We start from the raw sequence: 20,846 nt of genomic DNA on the forward strand, positions 1-20,846 counted from the left end.
GCATTTGTTGCCGCGCATTATAGGCCGTTCAATCTCTATGTAAAGCGATTTTTTCGAGTAATTTCAACAACTTACCGATAAATCCAGATTGCAACGTACTAAGCAAATAATGGCGGAGAACGGGGGATTCGAACCCCCGACACCCTTTTGAGGTGTACTCCCTTAGCAGGGGAGCGCCTTCGGCCACTCGGCCAGCTCTCCGCAACACGGGGCGTATATTAACCACGTTCATCCCCGTTTGCAAACATAAAAAACGATAAAAATTAAAGGCTTGGTTCTTCGTCCTTCTCTTTCTTGATCCGCAGGTAGATTTCCTCGCGGTGGACCGCTACCTCTTTCGGAGCGTTAACCCCGATACGCACTTGATTGCCTTTGACGCCGAGCACGGTCACGGTGATTTCGCCATCACCAATAATCAGGCTTTCTGCGCAACGACGAGTCAGAATCAACATACCTTTCTCCTCACGCATTTCAGTTCAGGAACAACAGTCTGCAAAAAAAAGGCATTCGACCTACAACCAAAAGGCCGTAGCCCTACCTGCCTAAGTATTGTCGAGCACAGGTAAAAGAACATGGGCCCGACAAAAAAATGAAAGGCGCGGTAAACCGCGCCTTCCTGGCATTGCATCACTCGCCCTGTCGGGCCGGAGCGTCCAGCTCAAAAGCGGTATGCAGTGCGCGTACAGCCAGTTCCAGGTACTTCTCTTCAATCACCACCGAGACTTTGATTTCCGAGGTGGAGATCATCTGGATGTTGATGCTTTCCTTGGCCAGGGCCTCGAACATACGGCTGGCAACGCCGGCATGGGAACGCATGCCCACACCTACGATCGACACCTTGGCGATCTTGGTATCGCCGACCACTTCACGCGCGCCGATCTCGCTCGCGGTGTTCTGCAGGATACGTTCGGCCGCATCGTACTCGTTGCGGTGTACGGTGAAGGTGAAATCGGTGGTGTTATCGTGCGAAACGTTCTGCACGATCATATCGACTTCAATGTTCGCGCCGCTGATAGGCCCGAGGATCTTGAAAGCCACGCCCGGGGTGTCTGGCACGCCACGGATCGTCAGCTTGGCTTCATCGCGATTGAAGGCGATGCCGGAAATGATCGGCTGTTCCATGGATTCCTCTTCATCAATAGTAATAAGGGTGCCCGGACCCTCTTTGAAGCTGTGCAATACGCGCAGCGGAACGTTGTACTTGCCGGCGAATTCCACCGCGCGGATCTGCAACACCTTGGAACCGAGGCTGGCCATTTCCAGCATCTCTTCGAAGGTGATCTTGTCCAGGCGCTGGGCCACGGACACCACGCGCGGATCGGTGGTGTAGACGCCATCCACATCGGTGTAGATCTGGCATTCGTCAGCCTTCAGGGCTGCGGCCAGCGCTACGCCGGTGGTATCGGAACCGCCACGCCCGAGGGTGGTGATGTTGCCCTGCTCGTCAACGCCCTGGAAACCGGCGACAACCACGACACGCCCTTCCTTCAGATCAGCACGGATCTTCTGATCGTCGATCTGCAGGATACGCGCCTTGGTGTGCGCGCTGTCGGTGAGGATGCGCACCTGGCTACCAGTGTAGGACACCGCCGGCACGCCACGCTTGTTCAGCGCCATGGCCAGCAACGCAATGGTGACCTGCTCGCCGGTGGACACGATCACATCCAGCTCGCGCGGCAGTGGTTGTTGATCGCCACTGATTGCCTTGGCCAGATCGATCAGGCGATTGGTCTCGCCGCTCATGGCGGACAGCACCACCACCAGGTCATCGCCGGCATCGCGGAATTTCTTAACCTTGTCGGCAACCTGCTCGATTCTTTCGACAGAACCGACCGAGGTACCTCCAAATTTCTGTACGATCAAAGCCATTTCTAAGCCGCCTCAGCCCGTAAAGGGGCGCCCAATAAACCAATCTTCCAGCAACCGAGCGAGCCCATGACTAGACCATGGGCCCGTTACCAGCGCCTTAAATACCTGCCTCGACAAACGGCACGGTCAGGGCCAGGGCCGCGTCCAGGGCACCAGCGTCTACACCACCGCCTTGCGCCATGTCCGGACGACCACCGCCCTTCCCGCCCACTGCCGCAGCGGCTTGCTTCATCAAATCACCGGCCTTGAGTTGACCGGTCAGGTCCTTGGTTACACCGGCAACCAGAACGACCTTATCCTCATGGACACTGCCGAGCAGGATCACTGCGCGGCCGAGCTTGTTCTTCAACTGATCGACCAAGGCCAACAACGCCTTGCCATCCTGACCGTCCAGGCGCGCTGCCAGGACTTTCACACCCTTGACGTCCAGGGCGGAAGCAGACAAATCGTCACCTGCCGCGCTGGCAGCCTTGGCTTGCAACTGCTCCAGCTGTTTCTCCAGCACGCGGTTGCGCTCGAGCACGGCCGACAGCTTGTCGATCAGATTGTCGCGGCTGCCCTTGACGAGCGTAGCCGCTTCCTTGAGTTGTTCTTCAGCCGCATTGAGATAGGCCAGGGCCGCAGCACCGGTCACCGCTTCGATACGACGTACGCCCGATGCCACACCGCCTTCGCTGATGATTTTCAGCAGGCCGATGTCGCCCGTACGGTTGGCGTGGATACCGCCACACAGTTCCACCGAGAAGCTGCCGCCCATGCTCAGTACACGCACGTTGTCGCCATACTTCTCGCCGAACAGCGCCATGGCCCCCTTGGCCTTGGCGGTCTCGATATCGGTCTCTTCGGTTTCCACCGGGGTGTTCTTGCGCACTTCGGCGTTGACGATGTCTTCCAGGGCCTTGATTTGCTCCGGCTTGATCGCTTCGAAGTGGCTGAAGTCGAAGCGCAGGCGCTGACTGTCGACCAACGAGCCCTTCTGCTGGACGTGCTCGCCCAATACCTGGCGCAGTGCAGCATGCAGCAAGTGAGTGGCCGAGTGGTTCAGCGACGTGGCGTGACGCACATCGGCGTCTACCTGGGCGTCCACTGGCGAACCGACGATCAGGCTGCCCGACGCCAATACACCGTGGTGCAGGAAGGCGCCGCCGGTCTTGGTGGTATCGCGCACATCAAAACGACCGGAGGACGCCTTGAGGAAACCGCAGTCGCCAATCTGGCCACCGGACTCGGCGTAGAACGGCGTCCGGTCCAGGACCACCACGCCGTCGTCACCTTCGTTCAAGACGTCGACCGACTGGCCGTCCTTGTACAGCGCAACGACCTTGGCCGCACCGCTGGTGGCCTTGTAGCCGGTAAATTCGGTGGCCACGTCAACCTTGACCAGGCTGTTGTAGTCCATGCCGAACGAGCTGGCGGAACGCGCGCGCACACGCTGGGCCTCCATCTCACGCTCGAAGCCTGCCTCGTCCAGGGTCAGGTTACGCTCACGGGCGATGTCGCCGGTCAGGTCCATCGGGAAGCCGTAGGTGTCATAGAGCTTGAACACCACGTCGCCCGGCACCACGCTGCCTTGCAGGCCGGCGAGGTCTTGCTCGAGGATTTTCAGGCCCTGCTCCAGGGTCTTGGCGAACTGCTCTTCTTCAGCCTTGAGCACGCGCTCGATGTGCGCCTGGTTCTGCTTGAGTTCCGGGAATGCATCGCCCATCTCGGCAACCAGGGCCGCGACGATCTGGTAGAAGAAGCTACCGCTGGCGCCCAACTTGTTGCCGTGACGGCAAGCGCGACGAATGATACGGCGTAGCACGTAGCCACGGCCTTCGTTGGACGGCAGCACGCCGTCGGCAATCAGGAAGCCGCAGGAACGGATGTGGTCAGCCACCACTTTCAACGACGCCTGGTCTTCATTGGCACAACCAATGGCCTTCGCAGCCGCGGCCAGCAGGCTCTGGAACAGGTCGATTTCGTAGTTGGAATGAACGTGCTGCATCACCGCACTGATCCGCTCCAGGCCCATGCCGGTATCTACCGACGGCGCTGGCAACGGATGCAACACACCATCGGCGGTGCGGTTGAACTGCATGAACACGTTGTTCCAGATTTCGATGTAACGGTCACCGTCTTCTTCCGGCGAACCCGGTGGGCCCCCCCAGATATCGGCGCCGTGATCGTAGAAAATCTCGGTGCAAGGACCGCACGGGCCGGTATCGCCCATGGTCCAGAAGTTGTCGGAGGCGTACGGCGCGCCTTTGTTGTCGCCGATACGCACCATGCGCTCAGGCGGCACCCCGACTTGCTTGGTCCAGATGTCGTAAGCCTCGTCATCGCTGGCGTAGACGGTGACCCAGAGCTTTTCCTTCGGCAGTTTCAGTACGCCGGTCAGGAAGGTCCAGGCGAAGTTGATCGCATCCTGCTTGAAATAATCGCCAAAGCTGAAGTTGCCGAGCATTTCGAAAAAAGTGTGGTGACGGGCGGTGTAGCCGACGTTTTCCAGGTCGTTGTGCTTACCACCGGCGCGCACGCACTTCTGGCTGCTGACGGCACGGGTGTAGGCGCGTTTTTCCTGGCCCAGGAAGCAGTCCTTGAACTGGTTCATCCCCGCGTTGGTGAACAGCAGGGTGGGGTCGTTGCCTGGGATCAAGGAGCTGGAGGCGACACGGGTGTGACCTTGCTCTTCGAAGAAGCGAAGGAAGGCTTCACGGATTTCTGCGCTTTTCATTAGGTTCTTCCACGGAGTCTGCGGCCAAAGGCCAGTGCGCAACATCATCAGACGGAGCGACGGCAAAGGGCCGCATTATATCGGCCCTTTGCCGGTGGTACAGCGTGTTTATGTGATAGAAACAGTCAATTAGACGGTCTGCACGCTCATTTGCGCGAAAACTCGACGAATGTTTGCACGACCTGCTCGATTTGCGCCCGGCTGACATCCAGATGCGTGACCATGCGCAGACGCGGTGCGGCGCTCAATTTGACCCCGCGTTCAGCGGCAAAGGCTTTCAAGGCTTCGGCCCGCTCACCGATCTGTACGTAGACCATATTGGTCTGCACCGGCTCCACGGTATAACCGGCCTTGCGCAACTCCTCCCCCAGCCATTGCGCATTGGCGTGATCGTCGGCCAGGCGCTGCACCTGGTGGTCCAGCGCATACAGCCCCGCCGCCGCCAGGGAGCCGGCCTGGCGCATGCCACCGCCGACCATCTTGCGCAGGCGCCGCGCCTTGGCGATCAGCGCCGTGGAACCACACAGCACCGAGCCAATCGGCGCGCCGAGGCCCTTGGACAGGCACACCGACACCGAATCGAAGTGCCGCGTGATCTCCCGCGCATCCACCTCCAGCTTGACCGCTGCGTTGTAGAGCCGCGCGCCGTCCAGGTGCAGGGCCAGGCCATGTTCACGGGTAAAGGCCCGGGCTTTCGCCAGGTATTCCAGTGGCAGCACCTTGCCCTGCATCGTGTTTTCCAGGGCCAGCAGGCGGGTGCGGGCGAAGTGGAAATCGTCGGGCTTGATCGCGGCCAGCACCTGGTCCAGGTCCAGGGAGCCGTCCGCCTGGACTTCCAGCGGTTGCGGCTGGATCGAACCCAGCACCGCCGCGCCGCCGCCTTCGTATTTATAGGTGTGGGCCTGCTGGCCGACGATGTATTCCTCACCGCGCTCACAGTGCGCCATCAACGCCAGCAGGTTGCTCATGGTGCCGGTCGGGACGAACAACGCCGCAGGGAACCCCAGGCGCTTGGCCAGTTCGGCCTCCAGGCGGTTGACGCTGGGGTCTTCACCGTAGACATCATCGCCACTGACGGCGCTGGCCATCGCGTCGAGCATGCCGGGGGTGGGTTGGGTCACGGTGTCGCTGCGCAGGTCAATCACGGTCATGAAACAGGCCTCTGGCGGATTGGATAAGTCCCTTTGTGAGTGATTACTGCGGGCAAAGCCACGGAATATCAAGCCCCACTCGCATTCAATCGAATACCAACCAAACAAACCGATATAGGTTATCGATACAGCGATCGTGCAGTTTTTGAAAAACCATGTTAAAAACTCTCCGCCGCCAGGGTTCTGGTGGCAACGTTCTCAGGGCGGGGTGCAATTCCCCACCGGCGGTAATTGCGCGCAATGTGCATAGCCCGCGAGCGCTTGGCGCCTCGAACTGCTCACGCAGGACGGCGACAAGGTCAGCAGACCCGGTGTGATCCCGGGGCCGACGGTCATAGTCCGGATGAAGAGAGAACGGGATTGGCACCTAAGGGCCGCACGCTGACCGCATGCCTGCATGACTCAGCGGTTCGTACCCTTAAATCCCATTCGATTCATAACGCCCTGTTTTTTTCTTAAACAGGAGTCAGAACATGCAACCCACCGCAATCGACAGCAAAAGCAAAAACCACCACGGCGAGCGCGTCGCGTTTATCCAGGCCTGCTGGCACAAGGATATTGTCGACCAGTCCCGTAAAGGCTTCCTCGCCGAAATGATCGCCCTGGGCTACCAGGAATCGGACATCGACTTCTTCGAAGTCGGCGGCGCCTTTGAAATGCCCCTGCACGCCAAACTGCTGGCCAAGACCGGCCGTTACGCCGGTATCGTCGCCGCCGCGCTGGTGGTGGATGGCGGCATCTACCGTCACGAATTCGTCGCCCAGTCGGTGGTCAGTGGCCTGATGCAGGTACAGCTGGAAACCGAAGTGCCAGTGTTCTCGGTGTCCCTGACCCCGCATCACTTCCATGCCGGCAGTGAGCACCACACGTTCTTCTACGAGCACTTCGTACACAAAGGCCAGGAAGCTGCGCGCACGTGCGCCGACACCCTGCACAAGGTGCGTGCGATCCGTCGCAGTGAGCCGCGGGCACTAGCGGTCTAAGCAACAAATGTGGGAGGGGGCTTGCCCCCTCCCACATTTGGATCCGGATACGCCTTGAGACCTATGCCAGGCCCACGTCCGTGGTCGGCACAATCAATATCCCTGCCCGCAAGCCATTCTTCACCTTCGGGTTGGGGAAGATGATGCGTGCACCCTCCTCCTCGATCACCCAGCGGGTCTTGGCGACGTCTTCGGCCAGCAGATAACCCTTTTCCAGTTCCGAAAAGTTTTCCACGTCCGCCGGCAGGTGCAGCAGGAACGCGTCGCTGTGCTTAATGACTTCCCGCGACACGGCGAACAGTTTCAAGCCGTCCAGGCTGTCAGTCTCAGGCTCGCTGCCTTCGATGATCTGCTTGAGGCGCAGCTCCAGGCGGGAAACATTGACGCCCTGGTTCTGCCCGAACGGCCGCGCCTTGCCCAGCTCCAGGGTGAAGGCTTCGGCACCGAGTTGTTCGTAGGTAAAGGCAGTGAAGGTGATCGAGGTCTTGTTCTGCAGCAGCACCGCCTGCATGCCGGCAGCGCTCAAGCGGGCCAGTTCGCGCCGCGAGTGCTGGCGCCCGTCCTTCCATGGATAAAGGGCGAACTGCTCGATCTTCGAGCCGCGAATCGCAGTGTGCAGGTCGTAATGCAGGCGCGAACGGCCAGGCACGCTGAAAAAGCTGCGGGCCAGTTGCTCCAGCTCGGCGGCACGCATGGCCTCGGGGCCGATGTTTTGTTCATGACGGCCGTTGAACAGCCGGTTGACGTCCAGTTCGAGGTAACGTTCACCGCGACGCATGGCCTCGGGGTTGCCGAACAGGAACAGAATACGGGTGCGGGGCTTGATCTGCCCACGGGCAATGCCATGCAACAGGCGGTCGAGCAATTCGATCGGCGCGGTTTCGTTGCCATGGATACCGGACGACAGCAGCAGGTCGCCGCCGTTGTCGCGGGCTTGCGGCGGGCGTACTTCGAGTGCGCCCTCGCTGAGCCAGCGCATCTGCACGCCGTCGACAGTCAGTTGAATTTTTTGCGCCGGTTCGCGACCGGCGAGGGTCAGTTCAAGCAGTTTGCCGAGGGCGAGCATACGCAGCTTCCTTAGTGGTTGCAGCCTGGGCCGTGGACGTGATCGTCATCATCACCTTCGACGTCGGCCGGTTCCATTTCCAGTTGCAGGCTCATCAGGTTGGTAGCCAGTGGGCGCATCAGCAGGTTGGCGTATTCGGAGTCGCCTTCTTCCACATCCACACCGATCAGCAGCTGGCCACGGCCGTCGTGCTGGATCCAGATTTCCTTACCCTGCCAGACCACGGCGACGCGGGTGCAGGAGGTTTCCAGCTGGGTGCCGTCGGTGTCTTCAAGGATCAGTTGCAGGGTGTCGGTGCTCATAAATAACTCTCAGCCGTACGGCGTTAATTGATCTGGAAAGGATAAACCGAGCCCAGTTTAAGGATTTGCGTCAGTTCATCCAGTGCCGTCCGGCACTCAAGCAGCAATTGCGGGTCAGCCAGGTCGGTTTCGCGCAGGCTGTCGCGGTAGTGCTTGTCGACCCATTGGGTCAGTGTGTCGTACAACGGCGCGGTCATGATAACCCCTGGGTTCACCGCTGCCAGCTCGGTTTCGTTCAACGCCACGCGCAAACGCAGGCACGCCGGCCCACCGCCATTCTGCATGCTTTGCTTGAGGTCGAAGACCTTGACTTCGCGAATCAACCCACCGGACGCCGTCAGGCCTTGCAAGTAGTGCCATACGCGCTCGTTGGCGCGGCATTCTTCGGGCACGATCAGCAACATCGAGCCATCGGCGCGGCTCAGCAGTTGGCTGTTGAACAGGTAGGAACGCACGGCGTCCTCGACACTGACCTGGGCGCGCGGCACGCAGATGGACTGGAAATTGCCGCCCAACCGGCCCAACTTGCCCTGCAACTCGGCAAGCATCTGCTCGGTATTGAGGAACGCATCCTCGTGGTAGAACAGCACTTCGCCGTTGCCCACCGCGATCACATCGTTGTGGAACACGCCGGCATCGATCACGGCTGGGTTCTGCTGGGCGTAGACCACGCCTGCATCTTTCAAACCGTGCAGCCGCGCAACGGCTTGCGACGCTTCCAGGGTTTGACGCGCCGGGTATTTCTGCGGGGCGGGGTAACGGCTGTCGAACGCGCTGCGGCCGTACACGAAAAACTCCACACCGGCCTGGCCATAGTCGTGGCAAAAACGCGTGTGGTTGGCTGCGCCTTCGTCACCGAACTGCGCCACCGCCGGCAGTGCCGCGTGGTGGGCAAAGTGTTTCTGGTCAGCAAACATCGCCCCCAGCACGCGGCTGGTCGTGGGGTGTTCGATGCTGCGGTGGTATTTGCAATTGAGGTTGGCGGCGGTGAAATGCACGCGGCCATCCGCGGTGTCGGCGCTCGGGCTGACGGTGGCGGCATTGGCCACCCACATGCTCGATGCCGAACAACTGGCCACCAGCAGCGGCATGGCGTGCTTGGCCGCCTGCTCGATCACTTGGGCGTCGCTGCCGCTGAAGCCGAGGTTGCGCAAGGCGGCCACGTCCGGACGTTCCTGAGGCGCGAGCACCCCTTGCACGAAGCCCATGTCCATCAGCGCTTTCATCTTCTGCAAGCCCTGCAACGCGGCTTCCTTGGGGTTGGAAGACTGCTGGCTGTTGCTCTGGGACGCGACGTTGCCGTAGGACAAACCGCCGTAGTTATGGGTCGGCCCCACTAGACCGTCAAAATTGACTTCATAGGATTTCATCGGCGAGGCTCCACGAACATCTGTTTTTATAGGCTTCAAAAGTCTTCAACACACCACAAATCCAGTGTGGGAGGAGGCTTGCCTCCGATAGCTGACTGTCAGTTGATAAATCAGATGACAGACACACCGCCATCGGGGGCAAGCTCCCTCCCACAGTCAGATCAGTGTGATGCCGGGGGTTAGCGTGGCAGGCACCACCAGGCTCGGGGTCTCCAGCGACGCCACCGGGTACGCACAATAATCCGCCGCATAATAGGCACTGGCGCGATGGTTGCCCGACGCCCCTACCCCACCAAATGGCGCGGTACTGGCGGCGCCGGTCAGCTGTTTGTTCCAGTTGACGATCCCGGCACGGCTTTCCAGCCAGAATTGCTGGTAACGCGCTTCGGAATCGGACAACAAGCCAGCGGCCAGGCCGTACTGGGTGTTGTTGGCTTCGGCAATCGCCGCGGCGAAATCAGCGTAGCGGATCACCTGCAACAGTGGGCCGAACAGCTCTTCATCTTCGCGCTCGGTCACCCCGGTGACGTCGATGATGCCCGGCGTCAACAAGGCGGCCTGCTCCTGGGGCTGGGTCATTTCCAGCAGGGCCACGGCACCATTGGCCAACATCAGTTCCTGGGCTTGCATCAAGGCTTTGGCCGCCGCCAGGGAAATCACCGAACCCATGAACGGCGCGGGTTGCTGGTCGAAGGCACCGACGCTGATCGATGCGCTGACCGCCACCAGGCGCGCCAGCAACGCATCGCCCCAGGCGCCTTCGGGCACCAGCAGGCGACGGGCACAGGTGCAGCGCTGGCCGGCGGAGATAAACGCCGACTGGATAATGGTGTAGACCGCTGCGTCCACATCGGCCACTTCATCCACCACCAGCGGGTTATTGCCGCCCATTTCCAGGGCCAGGATCTTGTCCGGACGCCCGGAGAACTGCTGGTGCAGATGGTTGCCGGTGCGGCTGGAGCCGGTGAAGAACAACCCATCGATGCCTGGGTTGGCCGCCAACGCAATGCCAGTTTCCCGCGCGCCTTGCAGCAGGTTGAGTACGCCCGCCGGCAAACCGGCGTCGATCCAGCATTGCACGGTCAGCTCGGCGACTTTGGGGGTCAGCTCGCTCGGTTTGAACAATACGGTGTTACCCGCCAGCAGGGCTGGGACGATATGCCCGTTGGGCAAGTGACCCGGGAAGTTGTAAGGGCCGAACACCGCGACCACGCCGTGGGGCTTGTGGCGCAATACGGCGGTGGCGTCGCCCAGCGGGCCGCTCTTCTCGCCGGTACGCTCGCGGTAGCTTTGTACCGAGATGGCGATCTTGTTGGCCATGCTGGTGACTTCGGTGGCCGACTCCCACAGCGGCTTGCCGGTTTCTTCGCCGATGCAGCGGGCGATTTCATCGGCGCGGCTTTTCAGGGTATTGGCGAAGGCTTCCAGCACGCTGATGCGCTCCTCCAGCGGGCGCCGGGCCCAGCCCGGAAACGCCTGGCGCGCCGCCTGCACGGCGGACTCAACCTGTTCGACGCTGGCGCCATTGCCGGCCCACAGCACTTGCTGGGTCACCGGGTTGCGCGATTCGAACAGCTCACCCTGGCCTGCCAGCCAGCTACCTGCGATATACAGCGAATTCATTATTTCGACTCCCGAGCAGCAGACAACGGTACGGCACGCACTTGATCACCCACTACCAGTTGCAGGCGCTTGGCGGTCAACGGATCCACCACCAGGGTGCCCGCCGCCAGGCGCGCCGGTGCGGCGGTGATGCGGCAGTCTTCGCGCTTGCGGTTATGGATCAGGAACGGCGTGGCGTCGTCACCTGGCGTGCCAATGGCCAACACCAGGGACTGGCTGTCGCGCACCGCACGAATCTTGCTGGTTTCACACTCCACGGCCGGGCCGGCGTCGAAGATGTCGACATAGCCCTGGTAGCTGAAGCCTTCGCTCTTGAGCATGCTCAGGGCCGGCTCGGTGTCCGGGTGGACCTTGCCGATCACGTTGCGCGCGTCTTCGGAAAGGAAGCAGCTGTACAGCGGGAACTTGGGCATCAGCTCGGCGATAAAAGCCTTGTTGCCCACGCCAGTGAGGTAGTCGGCCTGGCTGAATTCCATCTTGAAGAAATGCCGGCCCAGGCTTTCCCAGAACGGCGAACGCCCGGCGTCGTTGGACACCCCGCGCATCTCGGCAATGATCTTGTTGCCAAACAGCTGCGGGAATTCAGCGATAAACAGCAGGCGCGCCTTGGCCAGCATGCGGCCATTGAGGCCAGAGCGGTAATCGGCATGCAGGAACAACGAGCACAGTTCGGAATTGCCGGTGAGGTCGTTGGCCAGGAACAGCGTCGGGATCTCACGGTAGATATTCAGTTCCTGGGAGGCGCTGACGGTCAGGCCCACACGGAAGTTGTACCAGGGCTCACGCAGGCCGACGGCGCCAGCGATGGCGGAAATCCCCACTACGCGGCCTTCGTCGTTTTCCAGCACGAACAGGTAGTCGGCATCGCCGCGCCCGGCTTCGCCACGAAAGGTTTTTTCCGCCCAGCCGACCCGGTGGGTCAGGCGCTCTTCGTTGGCCGGCAAGGTGGTCAGGCCGGTGCCGGTGCTGCGCGCCAGATCAATCAGGGCCGGTAAATCGCTGCTGCGTACGGGACGAACGATCATGCTATCTCCTCAAACGGGCCGCTTTGCAGCCACCCGCGAAACTCTATTTATACCGCTACCAGGCGCACACTCGCGCCGTCGCCGACACCCAGGGCTTCGGCCGCGGCCAAGTCCAGGGTCACCGGTTTGCCGGGGGCGTAATCCAGTTCCAGCATCACCGCGCGGTAGTCCTGCAACTGGCCGTTGCTCACCAGGTACTGGCGGCCGACGCCCTTGACCATTTCACCGATCTTCACCGGCACCACACGGCTCTGGGCGATCGAGCGAATCCCCGAGACCCGTGCGTGCAACGTCGGGCCACCGTCGAAGATGTCGATGTAATGGTCGGTCTCGAAGCCTTCGCGCATCAGGATGTCGAAGGTGATCTGCGCCCGCGGGTGCACCTGGCCCATGGCTTCCTGGGCTTCGTCCGGCAGCAGCGGTACATAGATCGGGTAATGCGGCATCAGCTCGGCGAGGAAAGTGCGGCTTTTCAGCCCGCACAGGCGCTCGGCGGCGGCATAGTTGAGGTCGAAGAAATTGCGCCCGATCGCATCCCAGAACGGCGAGTCACCGTTCTCATCGCTGTAGCCGACAATCTCGGTCACCACCGAGTCGGCAAAGCGCTCGGGGTGGCTGGCAACGAACAACAGGCGGCCACGGGAATTGAGTTCCGACCACGGCGAACCGACCAGCTCGGGCACCACGTAGAAGCTGGTGAGCAGGCTGTTGCCGGTGAGGTCGTGACACTGGGAAAGCACGTGGATCTTGTTGTGAATCTTCAGCTCACGGGAGGCGTGCACGAAGGTTTCGTTGCGAAAGCTGTAGAACGGCTCCGAGTAGCCGGCCGAAGCGACGATGGCCGAGCAGCCCGCCAGCTTGCCGGTCTCGGTGTCTTCCAACACAAAGAAATAGCTCTCTTCACCGTTGAAACTGACCTCGGCCGCGAAAGACGCTTCGCTGGCCGCGATCTTGTCACTCAGGCGTTCGACATCATCCGGCAAGGAAGTGACACCAATCGGGCTGTCCGCAGCCAGACGCTGTACCTCGCCCAGATCAGCCATTTGCGCGGGGCGCATCACCAGCATGGTGTCACTCCTTAACTCGAAAACTCATAGGAAAAAAAATACCGGACAGGTCAGGAACACCACCTATCCTCTTGTGGGGCAAATTTCAATGTGGGAGGGGGCTTGCCCCCGATAGCCGTCTTCCAGTTGTTGCATCAGTGACTGATACACCGCTATCGGGGGCAAGCCCCCTCCCACATTTTTGACCCGGTTCAGCCAGCAAAATGTGTCGCTATCAGGCTTGGGTCAGGGTTTTTACCGCACGTTCGAAGCGATCCAGGCCTTCGTTGATGTCCGCCTCGTCCACCACCAGGCTCGGCGCGAAACGCACCACGTCGGGGCCGGCTTGCAGGATCATCAGGTTTTCTTTCTCGGCCGCGTTGAACACGTCCTTGGCCTTGCCTTTCCAGGCGTCGCTCAACACGCAACCCAGCAGCAGGCCGAGGCCGCGCACTTCGGTGAAGATGCCGTACTGCTTGCCGATCTGTTCCAGGCGCGCCTTGAACAGGTCGTGCTTGGCGTTGACGCCAGCCAGCACTTCAGGCGTGTTGATCACATCGATCACCGCCCCCGCCACCGCACACGCCAGCGGGTTGCCGCCGTAGGTGGTGCCGTGGGTGCCGACCACCAGGTGCTTGGCCAAAGCTTCCGTGGTGAGCATCGCGGCAATCGGGAAACCGCCGCCCAGGCTCTTGGCACTGGTGAGAATGTCCGGCACCACACCGTAATGCTGGTAGGCGAACAGGTGGCCGCTGCGGCCCATGCCGGTCTGCACTTCGTCGAAGACCAGCAGCGCGTCGTGGGCGTCGCACAGTTCGCGGGCGCCTTGCAGGTAGGCCAGCTCGGCCGGCAGCACGCCGCCCTCGCCTTGCACCGGCTCCAGCACCACGGCGCAGGTCTTGTCCGACACGGCGGCTTTCAGCGCGGCCAGGTCATTGAACGGCACATGGGTGATGCCGGTGATCTTCGGCCCGAAGCCGTCGGAATACTTCGACTGGCCACCGACGTTCACGGTGAACAGGGTACGGCCGTGGAAGCTGTTCAGCGCGGCGATGATCTCGTACTTCTCGCTGCCGAAACGGTCGAACGCGACACGACGGGCCAGCTTGAACGCGGCCTCGTTGGCTTCGGCGCCGGAGTTGCAGAAGAACACGCGCTCGGCAAAGGTGGCGTCGATCAGCTTGTGCGCCAGGCGCAGGGCCGGCTCATTGGTGAACACGTTGGAGACGTGCCACAGCTTGTTGGCCTGTTCGGTCAAGGCACCGACCAGCGCCGGGTGGGCGTGGCCCAATACGTTGACCGCGATGCCGCCGGCAAAGTCGATCAGCTCGCGACCCGCCTGGTCCCACACGCGGGAACCTTTGCCACGCACGGGGATGAAGGCAGCAGGTGCATAGTTGGGCACCATCACCTGGTCGAAATCGGCACGTTGCACCGGGGCTTGCTCAACGGACATCGGAGTCTCCTGAAGAGGAACGCCTGCCTGGAACTGGCGGGCGATGCAGGGATTGTAAGGACAGTTTTCAGTGCGGCCTTGTCGCCAAGCGACAACTTCTTATAGCGCCAACCCGCGATTTTCGCGGGTTTACGCCAATGCGACAAATAGCATCGCAATGGCGCAGTTTAAACGCTGGCGCGTCACAACGGCAGATGGTCAAGCCGGATAGCTGCAACGTAACGGGCGGCCGGTTATCTATCTACCCCCGATGGGCCCACCGAAATTGGTCTGCTCTCACGCCTGTTCATCACACCAAGGCGTCCCCCCCATGACCCAACCGACCTCATCCCTCCAACTTCCGGACCTGGCGGTTTATCGCGACCCGCACATGGACATCCTCACGCAGGCCGTTCCCGACTGGCTGCCCAACCTCTCCCCAGCCAGACGCACCGCGCTGAGCAACGTCCAGCCGGACCTCCCCGCGTGGTACAAAACCGCCACCCCTGAAGCCCATGACACCCTCAAAACCCTGGTGAGCGCTGCCTGGAAGGCGAAGACCGCGGTCGATCAGGCCATGGGCAACCTGAAGTCGCCGCAAGACTTCGCCGCCCCATTGCTCCAAGCGCGCCTCAAGCAACGCTTTGGCGTTGAGCCAGATGTCAGCGCCACCTACTTGCGCCTGTACATTCCCCAAACCATCCCCTGGTTCCCCGTTCGCTCGGGGGCGGCAAGAACCTGGACCGTTTCACTGGTAGACGCCGCCCTGCACAACTTTGAAGCAGGCGAAGTATTCGAAGCGTCATCCGGTTTCATCACCCAGCCCACCCGTACCGGTCAATTCGACAGCCTGCCTTCTCTCGACGCGCACATCGCGGTCGATCAGTTCACTGCCCTGTGCCGGGAACTGGACATCGGCGCCCAGTACCAGCGCTACCTTGAACAATTCTTTGATTTCAAAAACCCGGTGGCCGCAACCCGCCTGCGATTGAAGCTCAAGCAAAGCCAGGTGGCGGACTTGAGCGTCGCGTTGCAGATGGCCCGGATGAAAGGCGATCTGCCTGACGATCAGTCCTTCATACGCTTGCAACGCCTGCTCAACACCGACGACAGCCACAGCACCTGCTACCCGCTGCTGTGCTACAGCCTGAGCATCATGTCGACCACGCTGACCGGCATCGTGCTGTTTGCCGAAAACATTGGCAGTCGTCACCCGGTAGGTGTGATTGCCTATATCCCGGACGACCCCTACGCACCGCTCAAACAGTACCCCACACTCGCCGACTTCATGAGCGCATTGGGCAACCACCTGCGCAACGCCGAGTACCAACAGTTCTTCAGCCGCTTCGTCAATCACGAAGAGCGCGGCCCCTTCTTCGCCGACCTCAACCGCCGGCTCTCCAAGGTCACCTGGCACCCGCACACCCACGGCGACCCGCTGCCGTCCTGGCGTGAGACCCCCATCGACCATCCACACCTGGCGTTCCGCGCCAGCGGCATCAGCGGGGACCTGTTCAGCCACCTGTTCCAGGCAACGCTCAGCAAGGTGTTCAACGATGCCCGCGCCATGGCCGTGTCCACGGCAAGCGTCGATCAGAAAGTACGCTGGGAGCGCTGGGCCATCGTGCAAAAAGTCGCGTCGGCGATCCTGCAAATCGCAGCGTTCATCGTCGCCCCATTCGTCCCTCCCGTGGGCCTGCTGATGCTCGGCTACAGCGCCTATCAAATGCTCGACGACGCCTTTGAATGGATCATCGACTGGGCGGTGGGCGACGTGACCGAGGCATTCGGGCACTTGTTATCGTTCGTGGAGCAAGGCGTGGAACTGGGCTTGTTCATCGCCGGCGCGCCCATGGCCGCCGGCGCCCTACGCGCCTTGCTGCCCTCCGAAGCGGTGAAGTTTTTCAACCGCCTCAAGCCCGTCATGCTGCCCAATGGCAAGGCACGGCTCTGGAAACCGAACCTCGCGCCCTACGCCCACGATATCCAACTGCCCAGCCACGCTTACCCCGGCCCAGAAGGGCTGCATCCCCATAACGGTAAAGATATCCTGCTGCTGTCGGACAAACCCTTCGTGGTACTGACGGATCCGAAGACCCAACAGCCCTACCTGAAACATCCCACCCGAACCAACGCCTACCGCCCGCCCCTGCTGACCAATGGCAAAGGCGCCTGGCTGAGCGAGCTGGATACCCCCTTGAGTTGGGACAGCGCCACGCTCATGACACGCCAGGGGCCGAAAACGGCCGGGCTCAACGATGAGCAACTGGCCATGGCTCGCCATATCAGCGCCATCGACGACGGCGCCTTGCGCAAGATGTACGTCAACCAGCACCGACCGCCCCCGCTGCTGACCGATACCCTTGAACGCTTCCAGATCGACCGGGCGCTGCAGGACTTCATCGACCAAATGAACAGCGATGACCCAGCGATTTACAAACGGGCCGATGCGCAAACCCAACTGCACCTGCTTGCCAACCTGAGCCTTTGGCCAAAAGCCAAGACGTTGCGCTTCCTCGATACCCAGGGCAAAACGCTCTGGGAACTGCCCGGTGAAAAAAACGCCAGCGTGGTGCAAGTACATGAAGCCCAATTGAAAAACGGCGACCTGCTGAAAACCTTGCTGGAAGCGCTGGACGAACCACAACGCAAAACCTTGTTGGGGGAAGCGTTCGGTGATCCGGTCACCTCCATGTCCAATCGGGCGCTCAAACTCAGGAAAAAACTGGGCGCACTGGCCCAATCGCATCGCCGCGAGTTGTTCGAGACCCGCTACCTGCTGCTCGATAAACCGGGCAACCCGCGCCAGCAAACATTGATCGACAACACCCCAGGCCTGCCACTCAGCGCAGCCGACGCCCTGCTGGAGAGCGCCAGCAGCACAGAACTCAAGGACGTCGACCAAGGTACCGTCCCGGCGCGCTTGACCCAGCTGGCTCAAGCGCTGCGCGACGAGGCACAGGTCAACCATGCCTATGAGGGCCTGTATCTGGATTCGACGGACGACCTGGGCACCCATCGACTGGCCTTGCACTCCCTGGAGCGACTGCCTGGCTGGTCAAAAAAAATACGCCTCGAGATACACGACCAAACCGGCATCCTCATGGATGCCATCGGCCCACCGAAGGCACGGATCAAGCGCACCCTGGTACGTTCCCCCGAAGGGCGATACACCCCCCAAGACAGCCGCGGCCCACTGTCTGGCGAAACAGACCTGTACAACGCACTCCTCCAGGCCCTCCCGGATGCCAGGCGCGACGCCCTGGGCCTGCACATCGGCCAAGGCCCGGCACTCAAGCAGGCATTGCGCAAGCATGCCTTGGAACGCCAACCCTTGCGCAGGCTGCTCGGCGCCCAGCCGGCCCACCCGCCCGCCGATAGCCGCACCCACCTGCGCTTGCTGGGCATGGATGCCTACCCACCAGCGCCTGCGGGGCCGGCCGCACAACCCGACCTGCGGGGCATGGCACGGGAACTGTTTCCCGCCCACACCGACGAACAAATCGCCGATCTGATCGAGGACCTCAACAGACGTCCGGGCGGGGCCATGCCGATCTTGACCGCGCTACGCCTGGAATACCTGCAACTCGATCTCGACCTGGCCGCCTGGGTAGCCGACACCCCCAGGTACTCCGCCGACGCGGAGGTGAATATCAGCCACCAGGCACACAACGATGCGCGGCAAAATCGCCGCCTTTTCCGACAGGCGCTGCTACGTGGCTGGCGCCGGGAAACCGAGGCTGACGCATACTTCGCCCCTCCTGCCCGTAACGGCCAGATGCTCAAACTTCCCTACCCCCTTTCCGGGGAGCTGCCGGCCTTGCGGGCAAACTTCGAACACATCTCCTACCTGGAACTCAAGGGCGATCAAACGGCCCTGAACGTCGATAGGTTTTTGCGCAGTTTCCCCAGGCTGCGTTACCTCAGCATCAGCAACGCTCAGTTGGGCGACCTACCGTTGGCCATCAACACCTCGCCCACCCTCAATACCTTGATTCTCAGCGAATGCAACATCACCCTGACGCCCGCGAGCCTGGCCAGGCTGACCGCCATGAACGCGCTTCGGACCCTGGACTTGTTCAATAATCCGCTGGAGCGGGTTCCCAGTGTCGAGAACATGGTTGACCTGCAGTTTCTGGACTTGTCCAGCACGGGCATATCCGCGATGCCTGCCGGCTTGCTCAGCCGACCGGCGCTGGAACTGGCGGTGCTCTCCAGCAACCAAATCACTCAAGTGCCGCCCGCGCTGTTTGAGCTGCCGGCCGATACCACCAAAACGTTCGACCTCTCCGACAACCCGCTGTCACGAGCGACCCTGGAGCAGGCCAAGACCTACTACCAACGCACGGGCATCTATTGGGGGATCGACGCTTCAGACGTGGATATCCGCCAAGTCAAATCGCTGTTCCCTGACTTCAGCGTGGATGAAGTCAACCGCTTTATCTTTGGCCTGCCCGGGAATCTGGAAATGGGCCAGATCGAATTGGCACGATTGGAAACTGAATACGCGGACCTGTCCGACGGGCTCGACACATGGGCCAGGCAAACCACGCTGCCCGAGGAGCAAACCCGGCGACAAGCGTTCAAACAGACACTCCAAGCCTGCTGGCGTCGGGAGGGCGAATTGGATGAGCAGAGCCTGCAGGTCATCCCCACTTACACCCTGGAAAACTCGCAACCCTTCGAGGGAGAATTCCCCCCTCTCAACAGCACGTTCAACCATGTTTCGTCGTTGCGCCTGCAAGGGTCGGGGGCGCCGTTTCCGTTGCAGTCGCCACTGTTTTTCAAAGGGTTTCCTTCGCTCAACCATCTGGCTATCGAGCACTACGGGCTCAGTGATATCCCCGATGCGGTGTTCGATCTCCCACAACTCTCGTCATTGCGCCTGCCCCACTGCCGCCTCACGCTGTCAGCCGAGAGCGCCGCATCACTCGCCACACTGGCCAACCTGGAGGAGCTGGACCTCAGTCATAACCCACTGGCTCGGTTCCCGGACTTTGCCCTGCCTCCCAGGCTTACCCACCTCAACCTTCAAAAGACGGACCTGACGCAAATCCCCTCAGGCCTGCTGACCTCCGTCGAACGCAAGCGCATCGACTTGAGCGACAACCTGATCACCCAGGTTCCCGAGGTAGCGTTCACCTTACCCGCAAACGTAACGGCGGCATTCGACCTCTCGCGCAACCCGCTGTCCAGGTCGACGCTGATGCAGATCAAACGCTATTGCCAGCGCACCGGCGAACATTTCCAGGCCGACGCGCCCACGCCAATGCGCGACAGGATCAAAGTGCTGTACCCCACCTTTGCCGAAGGTGAAGCCAATCGCTTTTTCTTTGAGCTGCCAGGCGGCCTGGACGAAGCCGCGCCGGCGCTTGAACGTCTTGAGGCCGAATATGAAAAACTGCGCGCCGATCTCCAGCAATGGGCGCTGGACACTCCCCAGCGACACCCGATTCTGGATGTGCCCCTGGATGAGCAAACACGAGCACAGGATCAACTCAATCGCATGGCCTTCAAGACATTACTTGAAGACGCCTGGCGCCGCGAAACCGAACTGGATGACAACAACGGCAGCCTTGAGGTCACCCACAGGCTGGGGTTCGACGCGCCGATCCTGGGCGAGCTGCCAGAACTGAGCGCACGCTTTGACCACATATCGTCCTTCGAGCTCGATGGAGAGGGCACGACGACCCGGGTCGATGGCCTCCTCAAGTGCTTTCCCAAACTCAAAAGCCTGACCCTCTGCAAACTCAGCCTGGGCACGATTCCACCCACGGTGTTTACACTGACCGGGTTGAATACCCTGAGCCTGACCGAGTGCGCTATCGGATTAACCCCCATCAGCGTCGACGCGCTGTCAGGGGTCACGAACCTAGTGTATCTGGACTTGAGCGAGAACATCCTGGGCATCCCCCCCGATGTCAGTCACCTGACCCAACTGGAGTCGCTGTACTTGCAAGACACCGAGATCAGCGAACTACCACGAGGACTGTCCGCCTTGCCCGAGCTGCGCACCCTGGACTTGAGCGACAACCTGATCGAAGTGCTGCCCGCCGACTTTCTGGAACTGGCCTCGCCACTCGACCATACATCCGATTTGAGCGGCAACCCCTGGTCGGCGCAAAGCCTCAGCTACCTCAGGCAGTATTACCTGCAAACCGGCAACGACTTGGCAGTTGCACAGGCCCGCCTGGACACGCAGGGCAACCCGCTGGTCAGGCCCGCTTCGCCGGATAGCATGGAGGAATGAAGCGCGCCTG

General features: G+C 61.1%; 13 protein-coding genes, 1 tRNA gene and 1 riboswitch. Of the genes, 2 read left to right on the forward strand and 12 right to left on the reverse strand.

From position 1 onward, the window contains the following. Nucleotides 1–110 precede the first annotated feature (110 nt). The 5 genes from AC1Q6I_RS09495 to ltaE form a co-directional block, all read right to left on the reverse strand. Nucleotides 111–201 (reverse strand) — tRNA-Ser (locus AC1Q6I_RS09495). A 62-nt stretch (nucleotides 202–263) separates the two neighbouring features. Beyond that, a complete protein-coding gene (gene csrA / locus AC1Q6I_RS09500; RefSeq protein ID WP_003175645.1) occupies nucleotides 264–452 on the reverse strand; it encodes a carbon storage regulator CsrA in 189 nt (62 codons plus the stop codon). Nucleotides 453–627: 175 nt separating this feature from the next. Continuing rightward, entirely contained in the window at nucleotides 628–1,869 is a 1,242-nt protein-coding gene (locus tag AC1Q6I_RS09505) for an aspartate kinase (protein WP_024076998.1), read from the reverse strand. A gap of 97 nt (nucleotides 1,870–1,966) precedes the next feature. Continuing rightward, complete coding sequence (alaS, locus tag AC1Q6I_RS09510) at nucleotides 1,967–4,585, reverse strand: alanine--tRNA ligase (RefSeq protein ID WP_069076862.1); 2,619 nt, start codon at nucleotides 4,583–4,585, stop codon at nucleotides 1,967–1,969. 146 nt (nucleotides 4,586–4,731) lie between these two features. Then, nucleotides 4,732–5,736: a low-specificity L-threonine aldolase gene (gene ltaE / locus AC1Q6I_RS09515; protein WP_024077000.1), complete on the reverse strand. Its 1,005-nt coding sequence runs from the start codon at nucleotides 5,734–5,736 to the stop codon at nucleotides 4,732–4,734. Between the two features lie 190 nt (nucleotides 5,737–5,926). Next, nucleotides 5,927–6,096, forward strand: a riboswitch (FMN riboswitch). A gap of 113 nt (nucleotides 6,097–6,209) precedes the next feature. Between ltaE and AC1Q6I_RS09520 the strand changes: the two genes are divergently transcribed. Then, complete coding sequence (locus AC1Q6I_RS09520; RefSeq protein WP_024077001.1) at nucleotides 6,210–6,719, forward strand: 6,7-dimethyl-8-ribityllumazine synthase; 510 nt, start codon at nucleotides 6,210–6,212, stop codon at nucleotides 6,717–6,719. Nucleotides 6,720–6,780: 61 nt separating this feature from the next. Here AC1Q6I_RS09520 and astE read toward each other — a convergent pair whose 3' ends face one another. From astE to AC1Q6I_RS09555, 7 genes are all read right to left on the reverse strand, one after another. Further along, nucleotides 6,781–7,785 (reverse strand): succinylglutamate desuccinylase, encoded by a 1,005-nt coding sequence (gene astE, locus AC1Q6I_RS09525; protein WP_102624091.1) that lies wholly within the window; start codon nucleotides 7,783–7,785, stop codon nucleotides 6,781–6,783. Between the two features lie 11 nt (nucleotides 7,786–7,796). Continuing rightward, entirely contained in the window at nucleotides 7,797–8,087 is a 291-nt protein-coding gene (locus AC1Q6I_RS09530) for a hypothetical protein (protein WP_024077003.1), read from the reverse strand. A gap of 23 nt (nucleotides 8,088–8,110) precedes the next feature. Further along, complete coding sequence (astB, locus tag AC1Q6I_RS09535) at nucleotides 8,111–9,457, reverse strand: N-succinylarginine dihydrolase (RefSeq protein WP_102624092.1); 1,347 nt, start codon at nucleotides 9,455–9,457, stop codon at nucleotides 8,111–8,113. A gap of 156 nt (nucleotides 9,458–9,613) precedes the next feature. Next, the gene (gene astD, locus AC1Q6I_RS09540) at nucleotides 9,614–11,083 is read right to left on the reverse strand and encodes a succinylglutamate-semialdehyde dehydrogenase (protein WP_162163615.1); all 1,470 of its coding nucleotides are present in this window, start codon (nucleotides 11,081–11,083) and stop codon (nucleotides 9,614–9,616) included. Further along, nucleotides 11,080–12,105, reverse strand: coding sequence for an arginine N-succinyltransferase (astA, locus tag AC1Q6I_RS09545; protein WP_102624093.1), 1,026 nt, complete (start codon nucleotides 12,103–12,105; stop codon nucleotides 11,080–11,082). Before astA ends, astD begins: the two co-directional genes overlap by 4 nt. Before the next feature lie 47 nt (nucleotides 12,106–12,152). Further along, the gene (gene aruF, locus AC1Q6I_RS09550; RefSeq protein ID WP_024077007.1) at nucleotides 12,153–13,172 is read right to left on the reverse strand and encodes an arginine/ornithine succinyltransferase subunit alpha; all 1,020 of its coding nucleotides are present in this window, start codon (nucleotides 13,170–13,172) and stop codon (nucleotides 12,153–12,155) included. Between the two features lie 214 nt (nucleotides 13,173–13,386). Continuing rightward, entirely contained in the window at nucleotides 13,387–14,607 is a 1,221-nt protein-coding gene (locus tag AC1Q6I_RS09555; RefSeq protein WP_024077008.1) for an aspartate aminotransferase family protein, read from the reverse strand. A 310-nt stretch (nucleotides 14,608–14,917) separates the two neighbouring features. On the opposite strand from AC1Q6I_RS09555, the gene AC1Q6I_RS09560 reads away from it, so the two are divergent. Further along, nucleotides 14,918–20,836, forward strand: a complete 5,919-nt coding sequence (locus AC1Q6I_RS09560; protein WP_102624094.1) for a leucine-rich repeat domain-containing protein — start codon at nucleotides 14,918–14,920, stop codon at nucleotides 20,834–20,836. The last annotated feature ends 10 nt before the right edge of the window (nucleotides 20,837–20,846 follow it).

It is taken from the genome of Pseudomonas sp. MPR-R2A5, from assembly GCF_058793055.1.

Coding starts and splice junctions, on each gene's coding strand:
- csrA (WP_003175645.1), bottom strand. CDS start 452: ATGTTGATTCTGACTCGTCGTTGCGCAGAAAGCCTGATTATTGGTGAT.
- AC1Q6I_RS09505 (WP_024076998.1), bottom strand. CDS start 1,869: ATGGCTTTGATCGTACAGAAATTTGGAGGTACCTCGGTCGGTTCTGTC.
- alaS (WP_069076862.1), bottom strand. CDS start 4,585: ATGAAAAGCGCAGAAATCCGTGAAGCCTTCCTTCGCTTCTTCGAAGAG.
- ltaE (WP_024077000.1), bottom strand. CDS start 5,736: ATGACCGTGATTGACCTGCGCAGCGACACCGTGACCCAACCCACCCCC.
- AC1Q6I_RS09520 (WP_024077001.1), top strand. CDS start 6,210: ATGCAACCCACCGCAATCGACAGCAAAAGCAAAAACCACCACGGCGAG.
- astE (WP_102624091.1), bottom strand. CDS start 7,785: ATGCTCGCCCTCGGCAAACTGCTTGAACTGACCCTCGCCGGTCGCGAA.
- AC1Q6I_RS09530 (WP_024077003.1), bottom strand. CDS start 8,087: ATGAGCACCGACACCCTGCAACTGATCCTTGAAGACACCGACGGCACC.
- astB (WP_102624092.1), bottom strand. CDS start 9,457: ATGAAATCCTATGAAGTCAATTTTGACGGTCTAGTGGGGCCGACCCAT.
- astA (WP_102624093.1), bottom strand. CDS start 12,105: ATGATCGTTCGTCCCGTACGCAGCAGCGATTTACCGGCCCTGATTGAT.
- aruF (WP_024077007.1), bottom strand. CDS start 13,172: ATGCTGGTGATGCGCCCCGCGCAAATGGCTGATCTGGGCGAGGTACAG.
- AC1Q6I_RS09555 (WP_024077008.1), bottom strand. CDS start 14,607: ATGTCCGTTGAGCAAGCCCCGGTGCAACGTGCCGATTTCGACCAGGTG.
- AC1Q6I_RS09560 (WP_102624094.1), top strand. CDS start 14,918: ATGACCCAACCGACCTCATCCCTCCAACTTCCGGACCTGGCGGTTTAT.